17 protein-coding genes are annotated in these 19,132 nt (G+C 35.4%); 16 read left to right on the plus strand and 1 reads right to left on the minus strand.

All coding sequences use genetic code 11. The annotated features are described in order from the left end of the window. Positions 1 to 117: 117 nt before the first annotated feature. The 15 genes from EKM79_RS04020 to EKM79_RS04090 all read left to right on the plus strand — a co-directional run bounded on the left by EKM79_RS04020 (position 118) and on the right by EKM79_RS04090 (position 17,049). Positions 118 to 318 (plus strand): cold-shock protein, encoded by a 201-nt coding sequence (locus tag EKM79_RS04020; RefSeq protein WP_125566131.1) that lies wholly within the window; start codon positions 118 to 120, stop codon positions 316 to 318. 142 nt (positions 319 to 460) lie between these two features. Next, positions 461 to 1,666: an MFS transporter gene (locus tag EKM79_RS04025; protein WP_125566133.1), complete on the plus strand. Its 1,206-nt coding sequence runs from the start codon at positions 461 to 463 to the stop codon at positions 1,664 to 1,666. Between the two features lie 169 nt (positions 1,667 to 1,835). Further along, positions 1,836 to 2,402, plus strand: coding sequence for a glycoside hydrolase family 73 protein (locus EKM79_RS04030; protein WP_246005618.1), 567 nt, complete (start codon positions 1,836 to 1,838; stop codon positions 2,400 to 2,402). 50 nt (positions 2,403 to 2,452) lie between these two features. Next, positions 2,453 to 3,034, plus strand: a complete 582-nt coding sequence (locus EKM79_RS04035) for a xanthine phosphoribosyltransferase (RefSeq protein WP_125566137.1) — start codon at positions 2,453 to 2,455, stop codon at positions 3,032 to 3,034. A 16-nt stretch (positions 3,035 to 3,050) separates the two neighbouring features. Beyond that, positions 3,051 to 4,181 carry an ATP-grasp domain-containing protein gene (locus tag EKM79_RS04040; protein ID WP_125566139.1) on the plus strand — a complete coding sequence of 377 codons (1,131 nt, stop codon included), beginning with the start codon at positions 3,051 to 3,053 and terminating at the stop codon, positions 4,179 to 4,181. 3 nt (positions 4,182 to 4,184) lie between these two features. Next, positions 4,185 to 5,480, plus strand: a complete 1,296-nt coding sequence (gene purB, locus EKM79_RS04045) for an adenylosuccinate lyase (RefSeq protein WP_125566141.1) — start codon at positions 4,185 to 4,187, stop codon at positions 5,478 to 5,480. A gap of 227 nt (positions 5,481 to 5,707) precedes the next feature. Then, the gene (pcrA, locus tag EKM79_RS04050) at positions 5,708 to 7,948 is read left to right on the plus strand and encodes a DNA helicase PcrA (protein ID WP_125566162.1); all 2,241 of its coding nucleotides are present in this window, start codon (positions 5,708 to 5,710) and stop codon (positions 7,946 to 7,948) included. Positions 7,949 to 7,968: 20 nt separating this feature from the next. Next, positions 7,969 to 9,987 (plus strand): NAD-dependent DNA ligase LigA, encoded by a 2,019-nt coding sequence (gene ligA / locus EKM79_RS04055; RefSeq protein WP_125566143.1) that lies wholly within the window; start codon positions 7,969 to 7,971, stop codon positions 9,985 to 9,987. Positions 9,988 to 9,997: 10 nt separating this feature from the next. Continuing rightward, on the plus strand, positions 9,998 to 11,131 hold the full coding sequence (locus EKM79_RS04060) for a CamS family sex pheromone protein (RefSeq protein ID WP_211331268.1): 1,134 nt from the start codon (positions 9,998 to 10,000) through the stop codon (positions 11,129 to 11,131). Between the two features lie 14 nt (positions 11,132 to 11,145). Further along, complete coding sequence (gene gatC / locus EKM79_RS04065) at positions 11,146 to 11,445, plus strand: Asp-tRNA(Asn)/Glu-tRNA(Gln) amidotransferase subunit GatC (protein WP_125566145.1); 300 nt, start codon at positions 11,146 to 11,148, stop codon at positions 11,443 to 11,445. After that, complete coding sequence (gatA, locus tag EKM79_RS04070; RefSeq protein WP_125566147.1) at positions 11,445 to 12,902, plus strand: Asp-tRNA(Asn)/Glu-tRNA(Gln) amidotransferase subunit GatA; 1,458 nt, start codon at positions 11,445 to 11,447, stop codon at positions 12,900 to 12,902. Before gatC ends, gatA begins: the two co-directional genes overlap by 1 nt. Beyond that, positions 12,902 to 14,332, plus strand: coding sequence for an Asp-tRNA(Asn)/Glu-tRNA(Gln) amidotransferase subunit GatB (gene gatB, locus EKM79_RS04075; protein WP_125566149.1), 1,431 nt, complete (start codon positions 12,902 to 12,904; stop codon positions 14,330 to 14,332). Before gatA ends, gatB begins: the two co-directional genes overlap by 1 nt. A gap of 13 nt (positions 14,333 to 14,345) precedes the next feature. Continuing rightward, positions 14,346 to 15,332 (plus strand): diacylglycerol kinase, encoded by a 987-nt coding sequence (locus EKM79_RS04080; RefSeq protein ID WP_125566151.1) that lies wholly within the window; start codon positions 14,346 to 14,348, stop codon positions 15,330 to 15,332. Positions 15,333 to 15,406: 74 nt separating this feature from the next. Beyond that, positions 15,407 to 16,762, plus strand: coding sequence for a 23S rRNA (uracil(1939)-C(5))-methyltransferase RlmD (gene rlmD, locus EKM79_RS04085; RefSeq protein WP_125566154.1), 1,356 nt, complete (start codon positions 15,407 to 15,409; stop codon positions 16,760 to 16,762). 89 nt (positions 16,763 to 16,851) lie between these two features. Next, entirely contained in the window at positions 16,852 to 17,049 is a 198-nt protein-coding gene (locus EKM79_RS04090) for a hypothetical protein (protein ID WP_125566156.1), read from the plus strand. A 52-nt stretch (positions 17,050 to 17,101) separates the two neighbouring features. Here the strand turns inward: EKM79_RS04090 and EKM79_RS04095 are convergent, their stop codons facing one another. After that, the gene (locus EKM79_RS04095; protein WP_211331269.1) at positions 17,102 to 18,454 is read right to left on the minus strand and encodes a sensor histidine kinase; all 1,353 of its coding nucleotides are present in this window, start codon (positions 18,452 to 18,454) and stop codon (positions 17,102 to 17,104) included. A 231-nt stretch (positions 18,455 to 18,685) separates the two neighbouring features. Between EKM79_RS04095 and EKM79_RS04100 the strand changes: the two genes are divergently transcribed. Next, positions 18,686 to 18,949 (plus strand): helix-turn-helix domain-containing protein, encoded by a 264-nt coding sequence (locus EKM79_RS04100; protein WP_125566160.1) that lies wholly within the window; start codon positions 18,686 to 18,688, stop codon positions 18,947 to 18,949. Positions 18,950 to 19,132: the final 183 nt, after the last annotated feature.

Consider the following 19,132-nt stretch of genomic DNA (forward strand, 5'->3'; position numbering starts at 1 on the left):
ATAAGAGTTGTATTTTTGAATGGTTAATGGTTCGAATGGTTTTATCTAATAAAGGCTTTCTTCCATAAAGTACCACGAGATGATGCACAAATATTAGTTATCAGGAGGAACAGTCTGATGGAACATGGAACAGTAAAATGGTTTAACGCAGAAAAGGGTTATGGTTTTATTACTCGCGAAGATGGTAGTGATGTATTCGTACATTTCTCAGCCATCCAAGGTGACGGTTACAAGACACTTGAAGAAGGTCAAGGCGTTACATTCGATATCGAAGATAGCGATCGTGGACCACAAGCTTCAAACGTTGTTAAGGACTAATAACATTTAAAGTCAAAAGCCAACTCGAAAGAGTTGGCTTTTTTAGTGCCTTTTTTTAATCTTTACACAAAGTTTACAAACCCTAAACATGATTTTTACATTTCAAAGTTATAATCAAAGTTTAATGTAGGGAGTGTATTAAATGTCTGGTGGTAAAAGTGAATTTTGGAAGAAAAACTTCCGTGTTTTATGGTTTGGAAGTATGATTACTGAACTGGTTAATGCTATGACTTTGCCATTTATCGTTTTATATATTGATACTCTTGGAGACTTTACTAGTTCTGAATTAAATACGCTTGGGGCCTTGGCATTTTCTTTGACTTATTTGTCCAAAGCAATCGTTTCACCATTATGGGGACGATTGGCTGATCAAAGGGGTCGAAAGTTAATGTGTTTACGAGCTTCTGGTGTGATGACCATTACGATTTTCTTAGTTGGATTGTCACCCAATGTTTGGTTTTTACTTTTTTTTAGAGTGTTACAAGGAGCATTTTCAGGATATATTAATAATGCCAATGCCTTGATGTCTGTAGAAGCACCAGTTAATATGCGCGGTCGAGTGATGAGCAAATTAGTTACTGGTAGTATTACTGGTACTTTAATGGGGCCACTTTTAGGTGGTGTTCTAGCTACTATTGTTGGATATCGTGGTGCTTTTTTTGTTACAAGTATTTTAATGGCAACGGTTTTTATTTCAACATTACTTGGAGTAAAAGAAAACTTTATTCCAATTAGTAAAGACAAATTACAGCCATTGATCCCAGCTATGAAACAAGTAGGCACTGGATTTTTTGTCGCTTTATTTGTGTCTCTCTTGGCGATACAAGCAACAACTAACGCAATTACACCTATGGTAAGTCTCTTTGTTAAACAATTACTTCCTAGTACAGATCATTTAAATCTAATTACTGGATTTGTTTCTGCTGCTCCGGGACTAGCAACCATTATGATGTCTACTTTTGCAGGACGCATGATTGATAAAATGGGAGCGAGAAAGAATCTAATGATTTTTCTTATTTTAGCTATTTTAACTTTATTTTTAACTAGTTTGATACAAAACGTTTGGCAGTTTGCATCATTACGATTTGTTCTAGGTATAGCAGATGCGGCATTATTACCGGCAATCCAGATTTTGACTGTACAGATGGTTCCACAATCAATATTTGGTCGCATATTTAGTTACAATCAATCGGCACAATCGATGGGCAGCGTTATTGGTCCTCTAATGGCTGCTGGAATTGCTAATTTCAGTGGATATCGTAGTATTTTTATATTTACAGCATTATTAGAAGTTGTTGCTTTAATGTGCTGGCTTTTTTATTATCAAAATTCAAAAAGCAAAAAATAACATTAAGTCTACTTTGTTATATGATTGTCATATTTTTTTGTATCATATCAGCTATAATAGAGACTAATGACAAAAAAGGAATATTAAGCAATTGCCGCAAAAGAGGAGATACACAAGTCGTCGGAATTCTCGACGCCGAAAAAATAACAGTAATATATCTGTAATTACTTTGGTAGTAGTTTTTGCAATAATTTTTGTGGGATTTTTTGGATATCGCCGTTATACGCAGTATCGAGAAGAGACCAGAACTGTCGAAATTCAACAAGAACGCAATACTTTTGTTAGCAAACTTGCTCCGTATGCAGTGACACTAGGGAAAGAGTACGGTGTTCTTCCTAGCATTACGATCGCACAAGCAATATTGGAGAGCGATTGGGGCAATAGTACGCTAGCAAAGGATTATAATAACTACTATGGTGTGAAAGGTGACAATCCTAATAACACCAAAGTATTACAAACTAAAGAGTATACAAATGGTCAATGGATAACTATTAATGGCCGATTTAGAGTCTATTCAGATTTTAGAGAGTCAATGAAGGATCATGCTGAACTGTTGGTTAATGGAACAACATGGAATTCCGAACAATACAAACAAGTTATACAGTCAAAAGATTATATTGACGCCGCTGTGGCTTTACAAACAGACGGATACGCGACTGATCCTGGATATACAAGTAAAATTATTCGGATTATTCAAAAATATAATTTAAAAAAGTATGATGAAGGTATCAAGTGAAAATCAAAATATGATAGACTCTAATTATTCTATAAATGGGGGATAACGTAGTGAAAGAACTAGAAGAAAGAATAAAAAAAGATGGTCGCGTTTTAGGTAAGGATGTTTTAAAAGTTGATAGCTTTTTAAATCATCAAGTTGATCCAATGTTAATGGAAAAAATGGGTGAAGAATTTTACAACCGTTTTAAAGATGCTGGCATCAACAAGATTCTTACTGTTGAATCATCAGGTATTGCTCCTGCAGTTATGACAGGACTTAAATTTGGTGTGCCAGTAGTATTTGCTAGAAAGCACAGGTCAGTTACTTTGAGCGACGATCTATATACTTCTGAGGTTTATTCTTTTACTAAGAAGACAACTAACCATATCAGTATTGCTAAGAAGTACTTATCAAGTGACGATACCGTTTTGATCATTGATGATTTCTTAGCTAATGGTCAGGCTGTTAATGGTTTGAACACAATTATAGAAGATGCTGGTGCAAAATTAGCAGGTATCGGAATCGTTATTGAGAAGTCTTTCCAAAAGGGAAGACAGATGATTGATAAAGCGGGAACTCCAATTTATTCATTAGCTAGAATTAAGGCTTTTGAAGATGGACAAGTTATTTTTGAACCTGAAAATGACTAATTAGGAAGGTGGATTTATGACTTTTATTGCGCCTGGTAAAACCCTAGGAATAATTGGCGGCGGCAGTGAAACTTATTTGTTCGAGTTGGAAGCTAAGAGGATGGGTTTTAGAACTATGCTTTTAACTACTGAAGAAGATGACATTGCCACACAAGCGGCCGATAATTATTTAGTTGGTGAATTAGAAAACATCGAAAATCTAAGTGAATTGGGCCATAGAAGTGACCTTCTTTTGTATATGGATGAAAACTTTAATAGTAGTCTTTTGGCACAACTTGAAGTACAATTCAATGTTGCCCAAGGTTCAGGACTATTATCAATCGTACAAGATAGATATATTGAACGTACGTTGTTAAATGATTTAAATATCAACGTCCCACCGTTTTTTTCAATCGTAACGACTGATGATATCAAAAAGGCGATAGAGGAAATTGGTTTTCCTTGTATCATTAAACCGATTCAAAAGAATCAAACTGTTCTAAGGCGTCATGTTCTTTATAACTATGATGATGTAGATAAGGTTACTGGTCTTTTAGAAAACGGTACTTACATCTTAGAAGCTTGGATAGATACTAAAGCTGAGTATTCTATCATGGTTAGTAAGAGTAAGAATGGTAAGGTTCATACTTTCCCTATGATCAGAGAGATTTATGATGGTTCACATTTGATGAGTTCTTACTTATTCAAGAAGAACAATCCGGATGTTGAAGCGGAGATGCAGAGGGTAGCTTTAAAAATTGCTGACAAGATAGATTATGTGGGCATTTTTGGAATTGGATTTTTAGTATCACAGGCAGATGTTTTATATGTGAAGAGAATTTTTCCAGGTATCAATTATTCAGCAAATGTTTATCAAGAAGCTACTGGAGTTTCACAATTTGAATTACATATAAGAGCTATTTGCGATTGGCCGATTCCTGAGATTTATCCAATGGTAAATGCTGCAACTTTGAAGATAATTGAAGGTAATTTACCGCAAAGCTTGGATTTATTACAAGAAAAGGCTCAATGGAAATTCAATTATTACACAGGATTTAAGGCTAAGAATGAAGCTGATCGAGATGTTGGGTATATTTCGATCGTTTCAGATGATGCTGATGAACTAAAGGAAGATATCCTATCAACTAATATTTGGAGAGTAGAATAACTTATGATTGACAGATACGTAACTAAAAAGATGAGCCCCATTTGGACAGATCAAAATAGATTTCAAGCATGGTTAGAAGTCGAAATTGCTGCAACTGAAGCATGGAGTGAATTAGGTGAAGTTCCGGCTGAAGATGCCAAGTTGGTTGCAAAAAATGCCAAGTTTAATGTTGATGAAATTAAAGAAATTGAAAAAGAAACTAAGCATGATGTTGTTGCCTTTACACGTGATGTTTCACGTTATTTAGGTCCTGAAAGAAAGTGGGTTCATTTTGGACTTACTTCAACTGATGTTGTTGATACAGCATATGGTTACCTAATGAAACAGGCGAATGACATTATTCGTGAAGATTTAGATACATTCCTAGAAGTCGTAAAGGAAAAAGCTCTAGAGTATAAAGATACTGTTATGATCGGGCGTACACACGGTGTTCATGCTGAGCCAACTACTTTTGGATTGGTTTTAGCTAACTGGTATTCAGAGATTAAGCGTGATATCGAACGTTTTGATCATGCAGCTAAAGGTGTAGAAGCAGGTAAGATCAGTGGTGCTGTTGGTAGTTTTGCTAATGTTCCACCTAAGGTAGAAGAATTGGTATGTAAGAAGTTGGGAATTCGTGCTCAAGAAATTTCAACACAAGTTCTACCACGTGATCTTCATGCTGAATACATTCAAACAATGGCACTGATTGCTACGTCTGTTGAACGTTTCGCACTTGAAGTAAGACATTTACAAAGAACTGAAGTACGTGAAGCTGAAGAATACTTTGCTGCAGGTCAAAAGGGTTCTTCTGCAATGCCTCATAAGCGTAATCCTATCAGTTCAGAGAACGTTACAGGTCTAGCACGTGTAATTAGAGGTCATGCTTTCACAGCTCTTGAGGACGTGCCTTTGTGGCATGAGCGTGATATTTCACATAGTTCTGCTGAACGTGTCATTATTCCTGATACAACAGAGCTATTGGATTATATTTTGACACGTTTTACAAAAATCACTAAAGATTTAACTGTTTTCCCAGATAAGATGATGGAAGATATGAATTTAACTCACGGATTGATTTTTTCACAACGTGTGATGTTGAAGCTTGTTGAATCCGGACTTAGCCGTGAACAAGCTTATGATATTGTTCAACCTAAGACTGCTGAAGTTTGGGATGAAAAGAAAGATTTCCGTACATTGCTGGAAGCAGATAGTCGTGTGACTGATAAGTTATCAAAAGCTGATATTGATGATGCTTTTGACTATCACTGGCACTTACAACATGTTGATGAAGTTTTCAAACGAGTTGGATTAGAATAAGTATGCAATAAGAGATATTTGCTTAGGCAGATGTCTTTTTTTATTTCTATGCAATATAGTGGAAACACGTTTACTAAGCGGAAGTAGTTCTCGTGCTTAGACACGCCCTTTTCAACGTGCTCTAATAGTATTATTGTTATTGAAAATTTGCTACAATGTAAAATAGATGTTTTTCATGAAATGTTGATATATTAAGGATTTGAAGGAGTTAAATATTGGAAGAAGCAATGTTAAAAGGTTTAAATACAGAGCAACAAGAGGCTGTCCGAACAACTGAAGGTCCTTTGTTGATTATGGCTGGTGCCGGAAGTGGTAAGACTCGGGTATTGACTCATCGTGTTGCCTACTTGATTGAAGATAAGAACGTCATGCCTTGGCATGTTTTGGCTATCACTTTTACTAATAAAGCTGCCAAAGAAATGAAAGAAAGAATTGGAAAACTGCTTGATGAAGCAGCTGAAGATGTTTGGGTTTCAACTTTCCATTCACTCTGCGTTCGTATCTTGAGACGCGACATCGATAAGATGGGTAAATCTAGATCGTTTACAATTTCTGATCCTTCTGAACAACGCACTCTGATGAAACAAATTCTTAAACGTATGAATCTTGATCCTAAACAATATGATCCGCGTGCCATTTTAGGAACAATTAGTAATGCTAAGAATGATTTACAAACTCCAGAGGTTTTTGCTCAAAATGCTAAATCGCCGTTTGAGCAAATTGTGGCTAATTGCTATGATGCATATACAAAAGAAATGGAAAAAAACCAAGCCATGGATTTTGATGACTTGATTATGCAAACTAATATTTTATTTGAGCAATGTCCTGATGTGTTGGATTACTATCAACAAAAGTTCCAGTATATTCACGTTGATGAATACCAGGATACTAATGAAGCACAATATAAGTTAGTCCAACAATTGGGTGCTAAGTATCGTAATGTTTGTGTCGTAGGTGATGCTGATCAGAGTATTTATGGTTGGCGTGGCGCTAACATGAAAAATATTATGAACTTTGAAGAAGATTATCCTGAAGCGACGACAATTAAATTGGAACAAAATTATCGTTCAACTAAGACAATTCTAGATGCTGCAAATGAAGTAATTAGTAATAATACTGAGAGAAAGCCTAAAGAATTGTGGACTGATAATGCTAAGGGAGATCCAATTAATTTTTATCGTGGTCAAAATGAATCTGACGAAGCCCTATATGTTATTTCTCAAATTAGAGACTTATTATTAAAGAACTACAATTATGGTGACTTTGCGATTCTGTATCGTACGAATGCTCAATCACGTACGTTTGAAGAGAAGCTATTGCAAGCCAATATTCCTTATAAGATTATTGGTGGACATAAGTTCTACGACCGTAAAGAAATCAAAGATATCATGGCCTATCTACGTTTGGTAGCTAATCCGGATGATTCGATGAGTTTTCAAAGAATTATCAACAGCCCTAAGCGTGGTATTGGACCAGGTACGATTGATAAATTACAAAATTACGCAGATGAACATAGTTGGTCACTATTAGAAGCTGCGGAAAATATTGAATTGTCTTCTTTAGCTGCTAAACCAAGAAAAACCTTTGCATTTTTTGCAAAAATTATTAATGATTTAGCTGAAGAAGCCAAGACTATATCTATGACCGATTTGATGGATCACTTACTTGATCGATCAGGTTATATTGACGAATTAAGGGCTCAGAATAATCTTGAATCTCAATCAAGAATTGAGAATATTGAAGAACTTTTGACTGTTACTACACAGTTTGATTCATCTTATGAACCAGATCCCGAGATTGATGAGACTCGTTTGGAATCGTTCTTGACTGAATTATCTCTTGTTAGTGATCAAGATGAGTTAGAAGAAGATCAACAAGAAGTTACATTAATGACATTACATGCTGCTAAGGGATTGGAATTTCCAGTCGTATTTTTGGTTGGAATGGAAGAAGGAATTTTCCCACTCGGACGCGCGATGATGAAACAAGAAGAGCTAGAAGAAGAGAGACGTTTGGCATATGTAGGAATTACACGTGCTGAAAAGAAACTCTATCTTACTAACGCATACAGCCGTATGTTATATGGACGTTTGCAGAGTAATCAGGTGTCACGATTTGTTGAAGAAATTGGTGATGAGCATATCAATTGGGTCAATAAGAATGCAGGTGGCGTAGCTACCTCTAAGACTAATAAAGTCTCAGATTCTGAATTACCATTTACTAAACGTCGTCATCAGTCAGCATTCCATTCTAGCTATAAAGTTGATTCTGCCCAAAAGGCCAGTGGCGCACAGGGTGCTGAGAATATTAGCTGGAATATTGGCGATAAAGTCGAACATAAAAAATGGGGTCAAGGAACTGTCGTTAAGGTCAATGGCTCTGGTAAGAACGCTGAACTAGATGTTGCTTTTGATAATGAAGGAATTAAGCGCTTGTTAGCAGAATTTGCTCCTATTAAAAAAGCCTAATAACTGAAGAGGTGGAGAATATGGCAGAGATCACTAAAGAACAAGCTAATGAAGAGTTAGCTGGTTTGCGTACAAAACTTAATGAATATCGAGAAGCCTATTACACTAAGGATGCTCCAGAAATAGAAGATAATGTTTATGATCAATTGTACAATCGCTTATTGGAACTAGAATCGCAATTTCCTGATTTAGTAACTTCAGATTCACCATCCCAATTAGTCGGTGATGTCACCTTACCTGATTTCAACAAGGTAACTCACGATATACCGATGCTTTCTATGGGGGATGTCTTTTCTGAGGAAGAATTATCTGAATACAATGACCGTATTGAAAAGAATGTGGGCGAAGAAGTCGACTATAATGTTGAATTGAAAATCGATGGTCTAGCTATTTCATTGGTTTATGAAAATGGTGAATTAGTTCAAGGCTCAACTCGTGGTAATGGGACAATCGGAGAAAATGTTACTGAGAACTTAAAAACGATTGGTACGATCCCTCAAAAGTTAAGTCGTCCATTAAGTTTTGAAGTTCGTGGTGAATGTTTCATGTCCAAGAAAGAATTCTTGCGTTTAAATGAAGAACGTGAAAAAGAAGGATTACAAGTTTTTGCTAATCCCAGAAATGCTGCTGCAGGAAGCTTGAGACAGCTTGATCCTAAAATTACTGCTTCCAGAAAATTGGATACATTCATTTATACGATTGTTACTTTCGATGATTTAAATGTAACTACGCAAAGTGAAGCTCTACAAACTCTTGAAGAATTAGGTTTCCATGTTAATCCAACCGCAGAAGTTACTAAGGGACTAAGTGGAGTTAAAGAGTATATTGAACGTTATGGTCAAATTCGCGATGACTTGGATTATGGTATTGATGGTGTAGTTTTGAAGGTCAATGATTTAGCTACACAACGTTCATTAGGAAACACCGTCAAGGTTCCACGTTGGGAAATCGCATATAAGTTTCCACCTGAACAAGCAGAATCAATTGTTCGTGAAATAACTTGGACAATTGGTAGGACTGGTGTTTTGACTCCAACTGCCGTGATGGATCCAGTTCAACTTGCAGGAACTACTGTTGCTCGCGCAACCTTGCATAATGAGGATATGATTAGGCAAAAAGATATTCGTGTTGGAGATACAGTTTTATTGCATAAGGCAGGGGATATTATCCCAGAAGTTTCACAGGTAGTCTTGAGCAAGAGACCTGAAGATTCAGTACCTGCTGAGATTCCGACGCATTGTCCATACTGTGATTCTGAACTAATTCATTTGGAGGATGAAGTAGCGTTACGTTGCATTAATCCCAAGTGTCCAGCTCAGGTCAAAGAGCAATTAACACATTTTGCATCAAGAAATGCGATGAATATTGATGGTTTGGGTCCAAAAATTATCGAACAGTTGTATACTAAGAACTTGATCAAAGATGTTGCTGATTTGTATAAGCTAAGTGCTGATGATTTAGCAACACTTGATGGATTTAAAGAAAAGTCAATTAATAATTTGTTAACTGCAATTAACAATTCTAAGAGTAATTCAGTAGAACGTTTAATATTTGGATTAGGAATCAGACACGTTGGAGCTAAGGCCGGTAGGATTTTGGCTGAAAGCTTTGACAGTTTAGATAATTTGATGACAGCTACTAAAGAACAAATATTAGAAGTTAATACTATGGGTGATATTATTGCTGATAGTATAATCATGTACTTTGGTAATGATGACGTTAAAAATTTAATTAACGAGCTCAAAGCAGCAGATGTTAATATGAGTTTTATTGGTAGTTCCAATTCAAATGAAACAAATTCACATTTTACTGATAAAATAGTTGTTATAACTGGAACATTGATGAATTATAAACGTTCAGAATTGGCCGAATTGTTAGAAAATTACGGTGCTAAGGTCACAGGATCAGTTACTAAAAAGACTGATATTTTGATTGCTGGTGAAAAAGCCGGTAGTAAATTGACCAAAGCTCAACAATTAGGGACACAGATAATTGATGAAGCAACATTATCTGATTATTTGGATGATGCTAAGGAGTAGGAGAAAAGTTTTGAAAAAATTCGTAAAAGCTACAGCACTGTTACTGATGTGCTCGCTTCTTTTGACTGCTTGTGGTAATTTACAGGATTCAAGTTTATCATCTGGTAGTGGTAATAGCGGTAAGAGCACGGTTCAGACGGCTAGTTCATCTGATTCAAGTTCTTACGATGTTTTAATGAGTAATGGAAAATATAAAACTAGTTCGATTTCAGGGGTTACTGCTGCTGATAACAATAATCAGTTTAATAGTCGTAGTTTTGAGAGCGGACTTCTGAATTTGTCGAAAAAGGAATTTTCAACTAATTCATATGTTTTTCAAGAAGGACAAGTTTTGACATCATCCGTTGTAACCGATTGGTTAGGACGTAAGTCTGACAAAAATCCTGATGGCTTGAATCCCAAATCTAATGGATCAACTAGTCCAACTAAGAGAGAACCAATGTATTTCCAACAAATGCTTGAAGAAGATTATCTTCAAAAACAAAATGGTAAATATAAATTAGCTGGTATGTCTATTGGTATTGCAATGAATAAAATTGACTACTACCAAAAGAAACAGTATGGTGCAACTTATAAAACAACAATCTCTAAAGAAGATCAAAAGAGCCAAGGTGAGCGTATAGCCAAGGAAGTTGTTAAACGTCTACGTAAAATCAACAAAGTTGGTAATATCCCTATAGTTGTTGGAATATATTCAGTTGCTCCACAAGATACACTAGTTGGTGGGACGTACTTCCAATACTCAGTAAGTAAGAGTGGAGATTTAGGTAGTTGGAAAGAACTAAACTATAGGAATCAAGTGTTGCCAACTGTTAATAACGAATCAGCAATCAATAGTGGTGATTCTGACGCCTTCTCTAACTTTAAGGATAATATTCAGGATTACTTCCCTAATATAGCTGGTGTAACAGCACAGGCTCATTATGATGGTACAAGCCTCAAATCAATGGATATTACTGTGAATACACAATTTGATGGTTTAGCTCAAATCACAAGTTTTACACAGTTTGTTCAACAGAGTGCGTCGAAGTATTTACCATCTGATGCTGATTTGGATATCAATATTCAGACTGTGGATAAGCAACAGTCAGTTGTTACACGTACTGACGGTAAGTTCTTCTCACATATTTATAATGCAAATTAAAAGGAGAAAAATTAATGATTTCAAAAGACGAAATTTTACATGTTGCTGAATTAGCAAATCTAAAATTAAAAAATGATGAAGTCGATAGCTTTGTAAGTCAATTAGGTAAGATAGTTGACATGGAAAGTAATTTGGCAAGTATCAACACCGATGGTGTAGAACCAACTTATAACATGGGTGATACAAGTACGACCTTCCGTGAAGATAAGGGAATTCATACTCAAACTAGAGAGCAAATGTTTGAGAATGTTCCTGATTCTGAAGACAATTTGATCAAGGTTCCAACAATTGTTGATAAGGAGGACGACGAATAGTGAATTACTTAAACGAAACTATCGATTCATTACACAAGAAATTGTCCGATAAGGAATTAACTTCTAAAGAATTAACTAATCAGACTTTGGATGGTATGAAAGATAAAGAAAAAGATATCTCTGCTTTTATTACTGTTAACGATGACGCTGTAAAAGACGCCGAAAAAGTTGACCAAGATGGAATTAATGGCTCATTGTCAGGTATTCCTATTGCTATCAAGGATAATATTGTAAGTAATGGCATTAAAACTACAGCTGCAAGTAAAATTCTTTATAACTTTATGCCTGTTTATAGTGCAACTGTTTTAGAAAAGCTTGAAGCCGCTGGTGCAATTAATATTGGTAAAACAAACATGGATGAGTTTGCCATGGGATCATCAACCGAGACATCATTTTTTGGTGATACACATAATCCTTGGGACTTTGAAAAAGTTCCTGGTGGTTCGTCAGGTGGTTCTGCAGCAGCTGTTGCTTCAGGTGAAGTAGTTGCTGCATTGGGTACTGATACTGGTGGTTCAATCCGTCAACCTGCCGCATTTAATGGTATCTTTGGTATTAAACCAACATATGGTCGTGTATCTCGTTGGGGAGTTATCGCCTTTGCATCAAGTCTTGATCAAGTAGGTGTTATGTCAAAACGTGTTGAAGATTCAGCTACTGTTCTTTCAACTATTGCCGGTCATGATGAACATGATAGTACTAGTTCAGAAAAGGAAGTTCCTGATTACCGTGCCAACTTGAACAAAGATATGAAGGGTGTAAGAATTGCTGTTCCTAAGGAATTCTGGCATGAAGGTACTAATCCCGAAGTAATTAAACAAGTTAATAATGCAATTGAAACATACAAAAAAATGGGCGCTACTGTGGACGAAGTTAGTCTTCCAGCTCTAAAGCATGCGGTTGAAGTTTATTATGTATTAGCATCTAGTGAAGCTTCATCTAACTTGCAAAGATACGATGGTGTTCGTTACGGTTTCCGTGCTGAAGATGTTAAGAACATCAAGGATTTATTCGTTAACTCAAGATCTGAAGGTTTCGGTACAGAAGTTAAGCGTCGTATTATGTTAGGTACATTTGCATTGTCTGCTGGTGCATACGATGCATACTTTAAAAAAGCTGCTCAAGTAAGAACTTTGTTTATTGAAGAAATGAGTAAGGTTCTTGAAGATCATGATTTGATTATGGGACCTTCAACAACAACTACTGCCTTCAAGATTGGTGATAAGATCGATGATCCTCTAGCAATGTACATGAATGATATTTTGACAATCCCTGCTAACTTGGCTGGCCTTCCAGCCGCATCGGTTCCAGCTGGATTGGCTGATGGTATGCCAGTTGGTTTACAAATTATGGCAAAGCCATTTAATGAGCAAGCTATCTTTAATGCTGCTTATGCCTTACAAGAGGAAAATAAATTTTATGAAAAAATACCAACTGCATTGAAGGGGGAAGACTAATGAATTTTGAAACAACTATTGGTCTAGAAGTCCACGTTGAATTAAAGACAAAGTCAAAAATGTTTAGTCCTTCACCAGTTGCTTATGGTGCCGAACCAAATATCAATACAAACGTTATCGATTTTGGTTTCCCAGGTACATTACCAACTGTTAATAAAGAAGGATATCGTTTAGGTGTTATGGTTGCACTTGCTTTGAATGCTCAAATTGAAAACCATACACACTTTGACCGTAAGAATTATTTCTATCCAGATAATCCTAAGGCATATCAATTAACACAAAGTGACAAGCCACTTGGCCATGATGGATATATCGAAATCGAAGTTGACGGTAAGAAGAAAAAAATCGGTATTGCTGAATTGCACGTTGAAGAAGATGCCGGTAAGAATACTCACGGAAACAATGGATATTCTTATGTTGATTTGAACCGTCAAGGTACACCACTTATCGAAATAGTTTCAAAGGCTGATATGCATTCTCCTGAAGAAGCATATCAATATCTTGAGAAACTTCGTCAAATTGTTCAGTTTACTGGTGCATCTGACGTTAAGATGGAAGAGGGTTCAATGCGTGTTGATACTAATATTTCTATCACACCAGTTGGATCAGATACATACGGTACAAAGGTTGAGTTGAAGAACCTTAACTCATTCAATTATGTCAGACTTGGTCTTGCATACGAAGAAAAACGTCAAGCCGCTGTTCTAAAAAATGGTGGAAAGATTGAACAAGAGACAAGACGTTTTGATGAAAAGACTGGGGAAACCGTCTTAATGCGTGTTAAGTCAGGTGCTGATGATTATCGTTACTTCCCAGAACCAGATCTTCCTGACTTTGAAATCAAGCCAGAATGGATCAATGAAATTAAGTCACAATTGCCAGAACCAGCTGACAAGCGTCGTGCAAGATATATCAATGAATTAGGTATTCCTGAATATGATGCTGGTGTTCTAACAGACACTAAGGAAATGTCAGACTTCTTTGATGAAGCTGTAAGTTATGGTGCTAATCCAAAACTTATTTCTAACTGGTTAATGGGTGAAGTTAATGCCTTCTTGAATGAAAAGAAAGTTGGATTACTAGATACTAAGTTGACACCTGAACATTTATCAACAATGATTAAGTTGATTTCTGATGGAACAATTTCTTCTAAGATTGCTAAGAAAGTCTTTAAAGAGACTATTAGTAATGGAACGGAACCAGAAGGATGGGTCAAAGAAAAAGGTCTTGTTCAAGAGTCAGATCCTGCTGTATTGAAGCCTATGATTATGGAAATATTGGATAATAATCAACAATCAATCGATGATTTTAAAAATGGTAAAGATCGTGCCGTTGGTTTCTTAGTTGGACAAATTATGAAACAGACACATGGACAAGCTAACCCTAAGGTTGTTAACAAAATCCTAATGGCCGAGCTTAATAGTCGTTAGTGAGGAGAAGTATATGCGAGCAAGGTTGATTTATAATCCTACCTCAGGGCACGAGACGCTGAGAAATAATGTAGGAGATATATTAAATATACTAGAAAAAGCTGGCTATGAAGCTAGCGCCTTTCGTACGACTCCAACTAAGAACTCAGCTCAAAATGAAGCTAATCGTGTAGCCAAAGAAGGATTTGATTTGGTAGTTGCAGCTGGTGGTGATGGAACTATTAACGAAGTTGTGAATGGTATTGCTGGTTTGGATAAACGTCCAGAAATGGCTATCATTCCTGCTGGAACTACTAATGACTACGCTCGTGCGTTGAAGATACCTCGTGATGATGTTGTTGAAGCGGCTAAAGTTATTTTGAAAAAGCAAAAATTACCAGTCGATATTGGAAAAGCTGGTGATAATTACTTTATCAATATTGCTGGTGGTGGTTCTATGACAGAACTTACCTATGAAGTACCTTCAGCATACAAGTCAATTCTTGGTTATTTAGCATATTTGGTTAAGGGAGCAGAGATGCTTCCAAGAATTAATCCTATTGATATGCACATTGAATATGACGATGGCGTATTCGATGGTAAAGCCACGATGTTCTTAATTGGATTGACTAATTCAATTGGTGGGATGGAACAAATTGCTCCCAATTCAGTAATTGGCGATGGAACATTCTCATTAATTATTGTTAAAGAAACTAATCTTCGAGATTTGGTTCACTTAATTGCATTAGTATTAAATGGTGGTCGACATGTTTATAATCCTAAGATTATTTATACTAAGACTAAAAAACTTTCGGTCAAGGCAAATGATGATAACAGAATCATGGTAAACCTTGATGGTGAGTACGGTGGGGATGCTCCCATGGAGTTCACAAACCTGCATGCACATTTGAATATTTATGCTAATGTTGATTCAATTCCTCTAAAAGCAATCGACAATTCATCAATGGATGAAAAAGATGCTGGAGAAAAGATCATTGAAGAAGAGAAGAATTTAGATTAGAATAGAGAACTATGAATAAAAGGGAAGCTGAGAAACTAGTACCAGCTACCCTTTTTCTATGCAAAGGATGAAATATGGAAAAACCAAATATAAATAAGAATGACAAATTAGAGTTAACAATTGAGGATCTATCATACGAAGGTAAGGGTGTTGCTAAAGTTGATGACTTCACATTGTTTGTGGATAATGCATTGCCCGGAGAAGTAGTTAACGCTTTGATTTTAAAAGTCGGTAAGAGCTACGGATTCGCTAAGGTACTAGACATTATTAAGAAATCTCCCGATCGTGTAGAGGATATTGATAATGTTTATGTTAGAACGGGAATTGCACCTTTGAGTCACTTAAAGTACTCAGAACAATTGAAGTTCAAACAAAAACAAATTCAAATTGACTTCCAAAAAGCCGGCTTGGATATTGATGTAAATGAGACACTTGGTATGGACGACCCATTCCACTATCGCAATAAGGCTCAAGTACCTGTTCGCCAAATTAACGGTAAATTAACTTCAGGATTTTATCGAAGACATTCACATGAACTAATTCCAATGGAAGATTACTTGATACAAGACCCTAAGATTGATGCTGAAATTAAACGTGTCCGTGACATTTTGCGTAAGTACAATGTTCGTGGATTCGAAGAATCAAAGAATAAGGGACAAATTCGTACGATTATGGTTCGTCGTGCATACTACACTGGTGAGATGATGGTTGTATTAGTATCACGTGTTCGTGATATTTCACATTACAAGGCTATTTCTGAAGAAATAATGGCTAATACTGAAGTTAAGTCATTGTACTTAAATATTAATTCAAAAGTTACTAATGTAATCTTAGGAAAAGATATGTTGTTGCTTGCTGGTAGTCCTTATATTGACGATGAGATCCTAGGTCACACTTATAGAATTTCACCACGTTCATTCTATCAAGTAAATCCAACTCAAACTCAAAAGTTGTACAAGTTAGCAGTGGATAAGGCTGAATTGACTGGCAAGGAAAATGTTGTTGATGCTTATTCTGGTATTGGTACAATTGGATTATCATTGGCTGATAAGGCAAAACATGTTACTGGTATTGAAATGGTTGCTGATGCGGTTGAAGATGCTAAGCAAAATGCTGCAATCAACGGAATTAAAAATGCTGACTTTATTGTTGGTAAGACTGAAGCAGTTCTAAACGAATGGGCAAAAGATAAAAAGAAAGTTGATGTATTAATGGTTGATCCTCCTCGTAAGGGGTTGGCTAATTCATTGATTGAATCAATTAATAACATCAAGCCAAAGAGTATTGTTTATATTAGTTGCAACCCAGCAACTTTAGCTAGAGATTTGAAATTATTAAGTGATACATATGCAATTGGGGATGCAACTCCAGTTGATATGTTTCCAATGACAAATCATATAGAATCTGTAACAAAATTAACTAGAAAATGATTAATAGTGAGATTAAGACTAAATAGTCTTGACCTCGCTATTTTTTTACTTCAAAATATAGTTAAGAAATAATTCTGAGGGGGATTATCTTGGGACGTATATTTGTAGCAATCGCAATGTTAGTTATAGCATTCTGGCAATTGTTTGCCTCAATTGGATACTTTACTGTACCTAATGATAGCGCATCCAAAAAAATATTTATATTTGATTTATTGGCATCGTGGTATGGCTTTGTTGGCGGATCGATGTTTGTAGGTGGTATTTTAATGCTTTTAGAGGTGTTTTAAATTGCAATTTTTTGTAAGCGCTTCCCAAAAAATGCAATAAAAAACGAAGAATTTAATGTTCTTCGTCTTGTAAAACTATTAAGGTTATCATTAGGTGGTTGTGTATTATTTGGGTATCAATAAAAAGTTCATCTGAAGAGTCAGTGATATTTTTGATATTAGCCAATCCATATCCTCGATGATGGGTCTTAGTAGAGTAGCCACTTTGAAAAATTTTATTAAGATCAATATTATTCTTTATTGAATTATCAATTGTTATCTCCAGTGTGCCGGAGGAATTTATAAGGGCGCAGGTGATGACTTTATTTTCTATCCCTTGAACATATTCGATAGCATTATCTAATAAGATACCAATTATTCGAATGATCGAAAGATCATTCTTTTTTATTTCATAGTCGTTGTTTGTTAATTCGAAATTTAAGTGAATACCCTTTGATTTTGCCATGAAATATTTTTGAGTCAAGAGACTTTGAATAGGTTTGCTTTTTATTGATTGCAGCTCAGATAGACTGTGAGTTTGAATATTTTCAAAACTATTTTGCTGATCCATCAGCTCATGATAATAACGTTTTATTTCATCTGAACTTTGATCGTCTACAACTTGTCCCAAAGAAAGCATAATATTTTGAAAATCATGTTTAAATTTTCTAAGATCCTCGTTTTGCTGTTGCGAGCTAGTTAGATAGTCATCAAGTTCCTTGATTCTTTCAGCTGTTTCACTAGCTTCTTTACGCATGGTAAATGATTGAATAAAAATAATTGATTGCCAGTATGTGGAAATACTTAGAATTGTGAATATAAGTAGTATTCCCATTTGGATAAGTGGGCTAACTTCTTCGATATCACTTATAATGAGAATTACCATAAAGGCGAGTAGCAGAGTGAATAACATTATAAATATTCTTTTACCAAGCTGGTAGCGGACAATGTTTTTCCTAACACGTTGTATTTTAACTTCATAATGATTTATTATTGTTACACAAATACATAAGAGTATGAAGTTTATGATTAGTGTCATTGGAGCAAATACATTTTGATATCTTTTCATTGCTTCAGTTGTCCAAGTGTTGTTTTGGAAATAAATAATAAAACTAGCTAGAAATGTACTCAAACTAAAAAGAGTAAGTTGGATATTTGCTGCCATGACAATTGAAATACCGTTATTATAATTGATTTGATGGGGATTGCTTTTGAAAATATGAATTCCTAATAATGCCAATACAAAGAATAAGATGAAAGAGTTGTTAGTGTACAATCCAATAATTCCAAAGATTGTCGACATTATGAGATCGCTGATCCAATAATAATATTTAAAATCATGCATAAAAAAATGTGCTAATTGCAATGTTGCAAATAAGATGAATACATTGCCTAACGGACTTAAGTTTGTTTGTATATATATCATAGATAGCTGGCAATCCATCTCCTTTATTATTTATACTTTATTTTGCAAGGTTAACTAAATAATTGTAGAGATTATTTGTTATAATGACAAGATATTAATAATTATATTTTGATTTTTAACGTTTATATGTGTTTCTTTTACGTTTATAATTTTTTTGTTCGTAAAAATTTAATTATGAAATAATATTATTATTGCGTGGAAAAAAGAACATTAGAATTGAGGTATTTTATCATGGATAAAAGTATTCATTTTGGTGAAAACCTACAATTGGGAGATAACTTGAGGATTCTTCGTAAAGAGCGAAATCTTTCAGAGCGTGAAGTATCTAACTTGCTTCACGTGGATATAACGACGATTTCAAAGTATGAACATAATACTAGAACACCTGATATATACACGATGATTAAGTTCGCCGATGTCTACAATGTGAGTTTGGATACATTAGTAGGTAGAGAAGATAGAGAATATGAAGAGAGAGAATCAGAAGCTCTTTAAGAACCTGATTGGGGATAATAAAGCAGGACTCATAGTTTTAATGAGTCCTGCTTTTTATTATTGTGATAAATAAACCACAAGTTTTACTTGTGGGGGTTAGTAAAGGCTTTAGCTAAAAAAACACCCTTTCGGTATACTGTTTATCGGCTACCAACCAAAATAAACAGAGCGAGAGGATGTTTT

The organism is Companilactobacillus insicii (assembly GCF_003946015.1).
Classification (GTDB): domain Bacteria; phylum Bacillota; class Bacilli; order Lactobacillales; family Lactobacillaceae; genus Companilactobacillus; species Companilactobacillus insicii.